Origin of the sequence: Pseudemcibacter sp., from assembly GCF_965661635.1 — a bacterium.
In the GTDB taxonomy this organism is placed as follows: Bacteria; Pseudomonadota; Alphaproteobacteria; order Sphingomonadales; family Emcibacteraceae; genus Pseudemcibacter.
Genome location: NZ_CBFIEP010000097.1, coordinates 1 through 11,440, shown reverse-complemented (window position 1 = coordinate 11,440; position 11,440 = coordinate 1). Strand labels below are relative to the sequence as shown.

The 11,440-nt window shown below is 41.5% G+C and carries 10 protein-coding genes and 1 pseudogene; 7 read left to right on the top strand and 4 right to left on the bottom strand.

What is annotated here, in order from left to right; translation table 11 throughout:
• Positions 1–84: 84 nt before the first annotated feature.
• Positions 85–651, bottom strand: coding sequence for an NnrU family protein (locus tag ACTF6W_RS06775; protein ID WP_438993783.1), 567 nt, complete (start codon positions 649–651; stop codon positions 85–87).
• A gap of 185 nt (positions 652–836) precedes the next feature.
• Here ACTF6W_RS06775 and ACTF6W_RS06770 point away from each other — a divergent pair, with 185 nt between their 5' ends.
• The 5 genes from ACTF6W_RS06770 (at position 837) to ACTF6W_RS06750 (ending at position 6,911) form a co-directional block, all read left to right on the top strand.
• Entirely contained in the window at positions 837–1,337 is a 501-nt protein-coding gene (locus ACTF6W_RS06770; protein ID WP_438993782.1) for a SixA phosphatase family protein, read from the top strand.
• 124 nt (positions 1,338–1,461) lie between these two features.
• The gene (locus tag ACTF6W_RS06765) at positions 1,462–4,527 is read left to right on the top strand and encodes a WD40/YVTN/BNR-like repeat-containing protein (protein WP_438993781.1); all 3,066 of its coding nucleotides are present in this window, start codon (positions 1,462–1,464) and stop codon (positions 4,525–4,527) included.
• Positions 4,528–4,640: 113 nt separating this feature from the next.
• Positions 4,641–5,270: a hypothetical protein gene (locus ACTF6W_RS06760; RefSeq protein ID WP_438993780.1), complete on the top strand. Its 630-nt coding sequence runs from the start codon at positions 4,641–4,643 to the stop codon at positions 5,268–5,270.
• Positions 5,271–5,285: 15 nt separating this feature from the next.
• Positions 5,286–6,239 carry a Gfo/Idh/MocA family protein gene (locus ACTF6W_RS06755; RefSeq protein ID WP_438993779.1) on the top strand — a complete coding sequence of 318 codons (954 nt, stop codon included), beginning with the start codon at positions 5,286–5,288 and terminating at the stop codon, positions 6,237–6,239.
• Positions 6,240–6,362: 123 nt separating this feature from the next.
• On the top strand, positions 6,363–6,911 hold the full coding sequence (locus ACTF6W_RS06750; RefSeq protein ID WP_438993778.1) for a hypothetical protein: 549 nt from the start codon (positions 6,363–6,365) through the stop codon (positions 6,909–6,911).
• 13 nt (positions 6,912–6,924) lie between these two features.
• On the opposite strand, the gene ACTF6W_RS06745 is transcribed toward ACTF6W_RS06750, so the two are convergent.
• Positions 6,925–7,509: a hypothetical protein gene (locus tag ACTF6W_RS06745; protein WP_438993777.1), complete on the bottom strand. Its 585-nt coding sequence runs from the start codon at positions 7,507–7,509 to the stop codon at positions 6,925–6,927.
• A gap of 124 nt (positions 7,510–7,633) precedes the next feature.
• Between ACTF6W_RS06745 and ACTF6W_RS06740 the strand changes: the two are divergent.
• Positions 7,634–7,857, top strand: a pseudogene (locus ACTF6W_RS06740) (DUF1272 domain-containing protein).
• On the opposite strand, the gene ACTF6W_RS06735 reads toward ACTF6W_RS06740, so the two are convergent.
• Both ACTF6W_RS06735 and ACTF6W_RS06730 read right to left on the bottom strand, forming a co-directional pair.
• The gene (locus ACTF6W_RS06735; protein ID WP_438993776.1) at positions 7,847–8,179 is read right to left on the bottom strand and encodes a DUF3817 domain-containing protein; all 333 of its coding nucleotides are present in this window, start codon (positions 8,177–8,179) and stop codon (positions 7,847–7,849) included. The pseudogene ACTF6W_RS06740 and the gene ACTF6W_RS06735 sit on opposite strands and share 11 nt — an antisense overlap.
• A 125-nt stretch (positions 8,180–8,304) precedes the next feature.
• The gene (locus ACTF6W_RS06730) at positions 8,305–10,863 is read right to left on the bottom strand and encodes a M1 family metallopeptidase (protein ID WP_438993775.1); all 2,559 of its coding nucleotides are present in this window, start codon (positions 10,861–10,863) and stop codon (positions 8,305–8,307) included.
• 239 nt (positions 10,864–11,102) lie between these two features.
• On the opposite strand from ACTF6W_RS06730, the gene ACTF6W_RS06725 reads away from it, so the two are divergent.
• The coding region (locus tag ACTF6W_RS06725; RefSeq protein WP_438993774.1) for an MFS transporter at positions 11,103–11,440 on the top strand (338 nt) is incomplete at its 3' end.

Sequence of the window (11,440 nt, the reverse complement as noted above, 5' to 3'; positions counted from 1 at the left end):
CCTTTTTAGTGGTGAAGGTGGTTTTTTTGGTGGTTATTGGTTTTCTGGTTTATTCCTATGTCTAGCGGTTCGTAACCCAGTAGATTACATCGCCCCCATAACAGGCATTCCTGTGAAATATGGATGTCCGAAAACAAGCACCGCATATACAACACAGGCAATAATGATTTTCTTCACATCATTTTTCATCGGCACCGCGCCCGGCGCATCATAGGCATCTTCACGTTTATTGATGATCAATATTTCCGAAATGGCCCAAATAATCATGCCGCCAAATAATATAATGCTGCGGCTATCACCGTTGGATAATAAATGCGCCACGCCCCAGACGATCACAGCCGTTAACATGGGGTGACGAATGAAACGTTTTATATTGCTTGCGCCTTGCGCCGCGCCAAATAAATAAAGCGAGATCAGCATTAAAACGCTTGTTAATTGTAATGCGCTAGGCACCGGATCATAAATGATTTCAATTTCGGATGATCGCCAGCCAAAAACAATCATCACAAGGCTTAAAACAATTAATAATGTAAATAATCCACGGTAGCCATTTCCAAACTTTTCAACTAGTGACTTTTTTAAACCCGGCATAAACCCCGGTATATAATGAACCCCGGACCATAATAATATCCCCGCGACAAGTAAGTCCATTTTTAATCCCTCTCATGTTTATTTATCGATATTTTATTATTTATTTTGCGAGCCTAACAAATATGAACCCCCATGGCAAATTGATACAATTTTAATTAATTCTTGACTTTATTGTGGCTGGAGATGACAATTTTCCTTAAGTTTCGCGTATATTTAGTGTTTTTAAAAGGGGAAATAAACGGCTTATGATCAAACGGCTTCATTTAATCAGACATGCGAAATCCGATTGGAACCATCCAAAATTAAGCGATGTTGAACGTCCCTTAAACGCAAAAGGACTTCTTGCTACCAAGGTGATGGCACGACATATCCTTGATGCGGGTTGTGACTTTAAAAATGTTTATACGAGCCCCGCGGTACGCGCCTGCACAACCATTGAAAATATCGCAAGCCATTTACCCGGACGGTCCATCGATTGGCATATTGATGATCGGCTTTATACTTTTAGCGCGGGTGATTTGCTTGACTGGTGTCATGACTTACCCGACGACCTAAATGACGTCACCATCGTTGGCCACAACCCGGCGATTACCGAATTCAGCAATAGAATGTGCGGTACTGATATCGTCAATGTGCCAACTTGCGCCTATATCCAAATGGAATATGATGGCGAATGGAAAGACCTAAATCAAAACACCGCCAAACGCACAAAATTCCTCACTCCGAAAATGGTTAGAAACCCATAAAGCAAAACTTAATATTAATAGGTAGATGTAATCTGTAATAAAGTAACATCGCCCCCTTGCTCCTTGATATGTTCCTGTGCTAGCTTATTTTCAGCAAATTAGGGACTATATAAGGGAACATTCCATGAATAAATTTAATAAATTTCTGCTTAGTGCGGCGCTTTGTACGCTTCCGGCGGCAGCATCACAAGTTGCGCTTGCGACCGGAGTTAATATTGGCGGGAAATATGAAAGCTATGAATTTCGTAATGTTGGGCCAACACGTGGCGGGCGCGTCACGGCGGTTGCAGGGACAGTTGATGAGATTGCCACATTTTATTTAGGGGCATCTGGCGGCGGTTTATGGAAAACGGACGATTACGGCACCACATGGAATAACGTATCCGACGGATATTTCGCCACACCATCAATTGGTGATATCGCGGTTGCGCAAAATGATGCCAATATCGTCTATGTGGGCACCGGGTCAGATGGCCTAAGATCCAATGTGATTGCGGGTAAGGGGGCCTATAAATCCATGGACGGCGGTAAAACATGGACCCACATCGGCCTTGATAATACCGGACAAATTGGCGCGGTTGAAATTGACCCGCGTTCAAATGATACCGTTTATGTTGCGGCGATTGGATCCGCTTTTAGTCCAAATGAGGATCGCGGCCTTTATAAAACAACGGACGGCGGCGCCACATGGGAAAAGGTTCTTTATATTTCCGATAGCGTCGGTATCGTTGACGTTGAATTCCACCCAAGCAATCCGAACATCGTTTACGCATCCGCATGGAAAGCCGACCGTAAACCATGGACCATTATTTCCGGCGGTGAAATGAGCCAAGACGAAGGCGGCATCTATAAATCCATTGATGCCGGTAAAACATGGAAGAAAATCAATAATGGTCTTCCGACGGGGCTTGTGGGTAAAATCGACCTTGCCACCACGGCGGCCAATTCAAGTGTGCTTGGCGCCCTTGTAGAAGCACCAAACCCGGAAGGGGGGCTTTATTGGTCCGTCGACATGGGTGAAACATGGACCCATGTGTCAAATGATAAAGGTATTCAAAATCGACCGTTTTATTATACCAATCTTGATATTGATCCCACAAATGAGAAAATCATTTATTCAAACGCCAATCCATTAAGGAAATCCGTCGATGGTGGTAAAACATGGGTGACCATGCCTGTACCGCACGGTGATAACCATGACATGTGGATCAATCCGAATAATCCTGATCTGTTTATTCAAGCCAATGATGGCGGTGCTAATGTCACCCATAATGGTGGTAAAACATGGTCAACACAGTTTAACCAACCCACAACAGAGGTTTATCAAGTTGAAGTTGATGATCAGCATCCATACTGGCTCTACGCAGGAATGCAGGATAACGGCAGCACCATATCGGTGCCCTCAAATGCGCCATTTGGCACACAGCATACCAATGCATTCATCCAATATGCGGGCGGCTGTGAAACAGGGCCGGCGGTGCCAAAACCAGGAAACCACAATATCGTTTATTCGGATTGTAAAGGACGCTTTGGTACATTTGATAAACGCACGGGGACCGAGCGCGCCTATTATGTGGGGGCTACCAATATTTATGGTCATAATCCTGCCGATTTGAAATATCGTTTTCAACGTGTTGCCCCCATTCATGTGTCACCACATGACGCGGATGTGGTTTATCACGGGTCACAATATTTACACAGAACCCGTGATGATGGTGTGACATGGGAACAAATTTCACCGGATTTAACCGCCAATGAAGCGGATAAGCAGGTGATTTCCGGTGCACCAATTACCCGCGACATCACCGGCGAAGAATATTACAGCGTGATTTATTCCATTCAGGAAAGCACCGTTGAAAAAGGTGTGATCTGGATCGGGTCAAACGATGGCCCTGTGCATGTAACCCGTGATGACGGTGCAACATGGCAGAATGTAACACCGCGCATGCCAGAAGGGGGACGAGTTGATAGTGTCGCAACAAGCCGCCATACCGCCGGTAAAGCTTATATCACTGTACTTCGTTATATGTTTGATGATTGGAAACCATATATTTACCGCACCACCGATTACGGTGACAGTTGGGATCTGATTACAGACGGCATTCCAGAGGATTTCCCGGTTCGTGTTGTTCGCGAAAGCCCGGATCATGAAGGATTGCTTATCGCTGGTACCGAATTTGGCATGTTTATGTCCGCCAATGACGGTGAAAGTTGGGAAGCATTCCAACAAAACCTTCCGGTGACACCGATAACCGATATCAAATTCATCCGTGGTGACCTTGCCATTTCAACAATGGGTCGTGGTTTCTGGGTGCTTGATAATGTTCAATCGGCGGCGGCGGCTGCCACAGCAGGCGGCAATGTGGTTTCCGTTATGAAGCCAAAGGACACATTCCGTTATCGCCATCCACGTGGTGTACCGCGCGACGGAACATCAGCAGGCGTTCCTGAATTACCACGTCCAGGCGTTTCAATTGATTATTATGTCCCTGAAGGGGAACATTCATCCATTAAGCTTGAAATCCTTGATAGTGCGGGTGATGTGGTGACCACATATGTTAACGACGGCTCTGACGCGAAAGATGATGATTTGGACTCGCCAATGCATATTATTACCGGTGATCTTGAAATGGATGCTGGTCTTAATCGTTTCCGCTGGAACATGCAGCATCTTGGCCCATGGCATCAAAACGCATCCCGCCGTTATAGTGACGGTCCGATTGCGACACCGGGCACATATACTGCTCGTGTCACCATTGATGGTCAAATGTCAGAAGCAAGCTTTGATCTTATTCCTGATCCACGTGTCACGGATCAGGGGATTAATGTGACTGATCTTGCCAATCAAACCCAAATGCAGATGGTGATTTCTGATCTTTTGAGCAAATCAAGAAAGCTTGAAGTTCAATCAAATACAGAACATCGTGCCCTACACCGTCAATACCGCGGCCAAAGCAACGAAGAACGTGGCGCAGATGCAAACGCTGACTTTGACAGAGTTCACGCAACAATCCGCACACTTGGAACCCCGAATATCATTTATCCAAAAGCGGGCCTCGTTGGTATGATCAGCTATCTTTATAACATTAACTCTGACGCGGATCAGGTTCCAGGCAAAGACAGTGTCGATCGCCTAACGGAATTAAGCGCAGAATATGACGCCGTCGAAGCGGCCTATAAAGAAAAATAAACTTAAATTAGAATGACCAAAAGCCCTGCTGTAATAAACGGCGGGGCTTTTTTTGCTTTAAATTGAGAACTTTGTTATCATCTATTTTATCACAAAAAATAAAGGAGCAAAAAATGGGATTTAAGCGAAATATACTTATGTTGGCGGGAGCGGCGCTGCTGAGTACCAGTGCGATGGCGCAGGATACATCAATGAGTTTCTTTATCACGTCAAAAGGTTCAGGCGACGGCGGTAACCTTGGCGGTTTAGCGGGTGCTGATATGATTTTTAAATCGCTAGCGACGGCCGCAGGGCAGGGTGATAAAGACTGGAAGGCCTATTTATCAACTAATGGCGATGGAGGCGTTAATGCCCGTGACCGCATTGGCCAAGGCCCCTGGTATAATGCCAAAGGCGTGATGGTTGCACGTGATATTGATGACCTTCATTCAGATAATAATAAATTATCAAAGGAAAATTCACTTTCTGAAATGGGGATGATGATCAATGGCCGTGGCGATAGCCCGAACCAACATGATATTTTAACCGGCAGTGATCTTATGGGGATGATGAGTGAAAATACATGTTCCAATTGGACATCAAGCGCCGAAGACGGCAGCGGTAATGTGGGTCACCATGACCGACAAGGGGGCGGGGTTAACCCAACATCCTGGAATTTTGCCCATCCATCACGCGGATGCAGTCAACAAAACCTTATCGCAACGGGCGGTAATGGCTATTTTTATTGTTTTGCGGCAAAATAAGGACCATTTGTTAGTATGATACGTGTATTAATCGCCGGGGTAGGCCGCATGGGCTTCGCTCACGCAAAAGCAGCCGCCACATTCCCGGATGTTGAAATTTGCGGCCTTGTCGCGCGTAATTTCGAGAAATGGCCCCATGTAACGGCGGAATTTCCAAATGCGCGCCTTTATAACGATTATAAGGCAGCACTCGCCGAAGAAAAACCAGACGCTGTCATAATCAGTAGCTATACGGATACTCACGGCCTATATTCAAGCCTCGCGATGGAGGCAGGTGCCGATGTATTCGTTGAAAAACCGCTTGGTTTAACGCGACGGGAAGCGGGCTATACCATAGCAAAGGCGCGTGAAACTGGTAAAAAGTTGGTGGTTGGCTTAATTCTTCGGCATGATGCTATATGGAAGAAGTTTATCGAACTGGCCCGTGCGCAAGTACCACCAATAACCTTTACCGCCAATTGCAATCAACATAGCACGGGCGAAGAATGGCAGCTTCATCAGGATATCTTAGACGCCGGTCTTTCGCCACTTGTGGATTGTGGCATTCATTATATCGATGTGATGAACCAGATGTGTGACGCTGAAGTTACCGACATTGATACGGTCGGGGAACGTCAATTTGACGATATTCCAACCATCAACAACACAAAAATGACCATGAAATTCTCGGATGGGTCGATTTTTAATTTTGAAAGCGGTTTTGGCCCCAAAATTGATCCAAATAATAAACCTATTCGCAGAATTGAGTCAAAAAGCGGTGTCATTACCATCAATGAGAACAATACCATCAATAATAATGGGTATATCATCCGTTTTTCCGATCAGGAATATGATAAATCAATTCTTGAGCAGCAAAAATACTTCTTTACTGCGATAAAAGAGGACATTAATTTAGAAGAACATTGGATTTCGGTCGCGCTTTGTCATGCGATGGCATTTGTCGCTGAAGAAGATATGCAGATTATTTAATCTATTAAATGAAGTAACCATCGTAAAATCATGAAATTAAACTATTTATTATCATCATCATTAATTATTATAATATTATCATGGACAAATACATCATTTGCCCAAAGGAATACCTATAATCGCATGTTAAATACCGCGTCTAAGGTGGTGCGTGGCAAGATCGTCGGCAGCGAAGAAGTCAGATATGACTACGATGAAGACAATAAAAACATCGTTTGCGGACAAATCCTTGATATTGAAGTTACAGAAAGCTTTAAGGGTGGCAATGAGAGCTTCCGTGTCTTTGCATCCAATAATGACATGCTTATCGGCGAAGAATATGAATATTTCATCATCGCAAGGCGCAATAACAATGCGTCCGATACACCTAAGCTTGCATTTATCAACTGTTTTGATGAAAAATCAACCCGGATGGATGTATCTTATATCCCTTATTTAGCAACAAGTTTACGCCAACAAATTTTCCCAATCGTTAATTACAAACGAGAAGACATCATCGTTGACCCAGACACACGTGTCGCGAAAAAAGGGGAATGGTTATTGCTTGTGGATAGAATTGCCAATAACACGCTGCCTTATACCATTGCAAGGCGTCGTTTTAATAACGGCAACGATGACATTATCGAAGAAATGCGTCTTGCAGACTTTCTTAGAGATTTCAACATTAAATAAGGCGGCAAAGCGCCTAATCTCGGACCATCAACAGCTTTGTTCTGGCTATTTTCTGCTCTAGTGACGATGAAATGGATGTATATTCCGTGCCGATTTCCGATGTATAGAATATTTTTGATCTGATTTCGCTTTCCTTTTCGGAAAAACCCATCTCTTTAAAAAGGCCGATGGCTACATCAAGGCGCGTTCTATCCACACGGGCAAGCGCAGCGTGTGCATTCGGGCACTTTAATGCCATATTACGGATGGCTATTTCATCGGACTTATCTATGTTGTGGATAATTTCTGTCATGACTAGCACCAAATCTGCAGCGTCGCCCGTCATCTCATCAAGCATATCAATATATTTAAGGGTTTCTTTCTCATACCAATAGTCAAGAAGCGCCTCCATATAGCTCTCCATACCATTATAAAGGCGACTGAACTCTTTTTCTTCCTTCTTAATTTCTTGTGAAATTGATTTACTTGTCAGAGCCTCAACACTCTTTTCACGAAGAATTTTAATACCGGCTTCAATCCAATCTCGATTGGGAAAATCTTCAATCGTATCGGTAAAGTTTTTTTCTGAAGAATTTAATTGAATTACATTGTCTTTCATAGCAAGTCCCAAAATCTTAAATCTGCTATCAAAATATAATATTTTTGATTTTCAGCAAGCATAATGCGACAGTGTAATATATTTTAGAGGTAAAATAAATATTCATCCATTAGGAGAACAAATAATGATGGAATTACGCCCCAACTGTGAACATTGTGATAAGGATCTTCCTTTTGATGCAAGTGACGCAATGATCTGTACATTTGAATGCACATTTTGCGAAATTGCGTCGATCATCATTATAAAGGAAAATGCCCAAATTGCGGTGGAAACTTTACAAAACGTCCCATAAGGCCCGCCAATTTACTTGAAAAATATCCACCATCAACAATGCGGGTTAATCGCTAAGTAATTGTTTTGCTGAATGTAATTGCTGTTGTTCTTTTAACATTTTCTCGTTGAAGAATGTGCCAAATGGGATAATAGATGCAATAAGAACCCGCAAAAATTGCCAAAAATTAATACGCCGTCTGATTAATATTTCAAAGGCGAGAATTATATATATCACGAAAAGAATACCATGGCCCCAACCAACTATTTTATTCAAAATACCAATGCCCATGTAATATTTCATCGGCATCGTTACAAATAAAATCAAAAGATAAGAAACACCCTCAACGAGGGCTAACATACGAAAGCGATAGAGCGGGTCAATTAAATTACCAAGCATAAAAATTCCTTAAAAAATATGCTGATGATTTAGAGCATTGAACCCCACCTGTAAAGGTTAAAATCATATCACTGAGAATACCGTTAACGCCATTATCATCAGCTGATATAATATTAAATTATTAACTAATTGGATGCACTAGTGGTTTGTTTTAAAATCTTATTGGCACGGAATAAATCATCCGCTTCTTGCAATATTTTCATTTTAAGCTGTTTATTATAATCAGGGCGATCATTTAAAAAATTACGCACCGTTTCAACCGCACTATCGCTTTGATAATATCTAAGGGTTGCCGAAAGCCAGCGTCCAGGGAAAAAGATATCACCGGTCATTTGTATTTCTTGCAATATTTCCAAACTATCCTGAATATATTTTTCGGATTGTTCTGCACGTAAAGGATGATGAAGATAATTAAGCCCGCTTAACACCCATGCTTCTGTATGGCGATTTCTTTCACTTAAAAGTGCATCAAAAAAATCATCACGCGTTTTTTGCCTATCTGACAATGAATATTTTATAAATTCAAATCTTCTCTGATTATCAAGACCATTTACGCGCGGCGTTTGGGCTTCAACAATTTCTTCCGCTTGATCAGGAATTTTTATCGCAAGAATAGCAGCAAGATTTGTATAATCTCTTGTCGCTAAGTTTAGGTTATCGATCTCAAGCGAATTATCCCAAACTTTCCTCGTATTTGAAATGCTATCTTCTGTTAACGCAATATTGGCATAACTTCTAAAAAAAGCACGTTTATTACCGGTATCAACGGATGGGTTAGTAACCTGTACCCATAACGCATTTTCCAGTGAGGCGACAATCTCAAGTCTTTGTTCTTGATTAAGTAATGACCAAAAGATTGAAATCATTTGTCGCAAAAGATGATTGATAATCAATGGATTATCTTCGCGTTCCATAGCCCAAATAATTAAGTTTAGATATTCATTAGGCGTTATGGTGCCATTTCCTTCTAACAGCTGCTCATAAAGGCTAACAAAGCCTGCCGCACGCTCAAGCGGGGAAAGGGTATCCCAATTATATCTAATATAATTTTTTTCAATTGGGAAAAGGCCATAACCAAGACCATCAGAATTAAATAACAGATTATCATTTGCACAGTTGCCAAATTGACCCAGAGCAATTGAATCTGTCATAAAGGAAATTTCATATGGTGCCGCGCCTTTTTTAAAGGCAAATTTTTGTGGCCATTTTCTCGATTGATTTGCAGGATAAATTTGATCTAATTCAGCATTATTATTTACAGTAAATGTTGGGCGTCCTGGTGTATTTACCCATACCTCACTCCAGTTATTAAGATCTACATCAGTGCGCTTATCAAGAATTGCGATTAGATCGGTCCAGGTGGCATTATCAAACGCAAATGCATTTAAATATTTACGGATACCTTCACGGAACTTTTCTTCACCCAGAAGTATTTCCAATTGCTGCATCATAATTGGCGCTTTGTTGTAAATAATACCACCATATAATGTTCCAGCCTCATTCAGATTAGGAAGCTCCTGTCTGATAGGATTTGGCCCTTCGGTGCGGTCTACCGCATATGCACTTGGGTGGAGCCTTAAATGTGATCTAAGCTGATGATCAATTTCTGGAAAACTTGGATTAACCAATTTCGCGGCAAAAAAGTTTGCAAACACTTCTTTTGTCCACACATCATTAAACCAATCCATTGTTACAAGATCGCCAAACCACATATGCGCTGTTTCATGGCCAATTAGTGCCGCACGACCCAAAAGCTCATTAGGTGAGGGGTTCTTTTCAAGCATCAATGTATTTGCCTGATATTGAATGGCACCAACATGTTCCATGCCTCCGAATTGAAAACTGGGTATCAACGCAAAGCCAAACTTTTTAAAGGGCTGCTTTATACCGGTATATTCTTCCATATAATCAAGAGACGCCTTATGAAGGCGGAAAATTTCATCCTCGTTTCTCTTAACTTTTTCTTTGTCTGGCTCGCGGTGGAGCATTGTTAGCTCAACATCATCAATTTTTTTGGTCACTTTAATGAATCGTCCGGCCACAAATGAAAACAGATAAGTGCTCATTAAATCTGATGTTTCAAATTCGACGCGTTTCTTTTTTCGTCTGATACGCTCGCGCTTTATGGGTGCGCTCGAAATGGTTTCCCATATTTCAGGGATTGTTAATTTCAAATCAAAGGTTGCCTTTAAATTAGGCTGATCAAAGCTTGGAAAGCTTGTGCGCATTCTATCTGGTACAAAAAGAGTATACATAAAACTAGGCGTTCTGTTTAAAGCCCCGTTCCCAGCAAAATATTCAATTTTAATAGTATTTGAACCTACAATAAGGTTCTTTTTGTTAATGATAATATGTTCATTTTTAAAATTGATTTGCCGTTTCTTACCGTTCACCCATAGCCGGGACAATTGTGATCTTTTCTCTTTAAAATCAATCTGTAGGTCTTGTGTTTTTCGCTTAAGGTCAAAATTAATGACTGACGTTGCCGTAATCGGTACATTCGGCATTTCATAAATTTCAAGATCAATATCATAGTTTATGTTAGAAATATTTTCTTTGCGGTAACTTGCAAGTTCCCAAGATACTCCATTCTCGACAGGTAAAGGATCATTAGACGCTGCAGATAAAAACGAAACTGGGGTAAAAACAACAAGAAAAGCTGTGAGCAAGAGTATTTTTTTCATTTAAAAAATCGACCTCATTAATTAACGATGTACCCTTATTTATCTTTTTACGCTATAGTAATACAGCGGATTTCGTTATTGTTTAATTTTCTTATAAGCAGAAGCTATCATTTTCGTATTTTTAGATCAATATACACTTTTGTGAAATCATCGTGAGCATAATTATATTATAGATTGAAAAAACCATATTGAAGAGTATAGTTTTGCAAAACATCATGCATATTTCATCAGGTCATTAAATGTCAGACATTAGATTAGAGCACAAGGTAGTTTGGCTTTCTGCCCTAATTCAGTTGGCCAATGTTATCGAATTTATGCTTATATTACCCCTTGGTCCGGATTTAACCATAGGGATAGGGATCCCATCTTCTAATATGGGATTGCTAGGCGGTATCTATACATTTGCTGCCGCATTTTCTGCAATTTTAGTGGCCCCTTACCTTGATCGTTTCGACCGTAAAAAAGCGGTAATATTTTTCCTAATTGGCTTATCGGTAAGCACTTATTTATGTTCCCATGCTTTCGATACTTATTCAATGCTTGCTGGGCGAACATTATCAGGCATATTTGGTGGTCC

Excerpts from the sequence above, each read along its gene's own strand:
- ACTF6W_RS06755 (WP_438993779.1), top strand. The coding sequence starts at position 5,286 with ATGATACGTGTATTAATCGCCGGGGTAGGCCGCATGGGCTTCGCTCAC.
- ACTF6W_RS06760 (WP_438993780.1), top strand. The coding sequence starts at position 4,641 with ATGGGATTTAAGCGAAATATACTTATGTTGGCGGGAGCGGCGCTGCTG.
- ACTF6W_RS06750 (WP_438993778.1), top strand. The coding sequence starts at position 6,363 with ATGTTAAATACCGCGTCTAAGGTGGTGCGTGGCAAGATCGTCGGCAGC.
- ACTF6W_RS06770 (WP_438993782.1), top strand. The coding sequence starts at position 837 with ATGATCAAACGGCTTCATTTAATCAGACATGCGAAATCCGATTGGAAC.
- ACTF6W_RS06730 (WP_438993775.1), bottom strand. The coding sequence starts at position 10,863 with ATGAAAAAAATACTCTTGCTCACAGCTTTTCTTGTTGTTTTTACCCCA.
- ACTF6W_RS06765 (WP_438993781.1), top strand. The coding sequence starts at position 1,462 with ATGAATAAATTTAATAAATTTCTGCTTAGTGCGGCGCTTTGTACGCTT.
- ACTF6W_RS06745 (WP_438993777.1), bottom strand. The coding sequence starts at position 7,509 with ATGAAAGACAATGTAATTCAATTAAATTCTTCAGAAAAAAACTTTACC.
- ACTF6W_RS06735 (WP_438993776.1), bottom strand. The coding sequence starts at position 8,179 with ATGCTTGGTAATTTAATTGACCCGCTCTATCGCTTTCGTATGTTAGCC.
- ACTF6W_RS06775 (WP_438993783.1), bottom strand. The coding sequence starts at position 651 with ATGGACTTACTTGTCGCGGGGATATTATTATGGTCCGGGGTTCATTAT.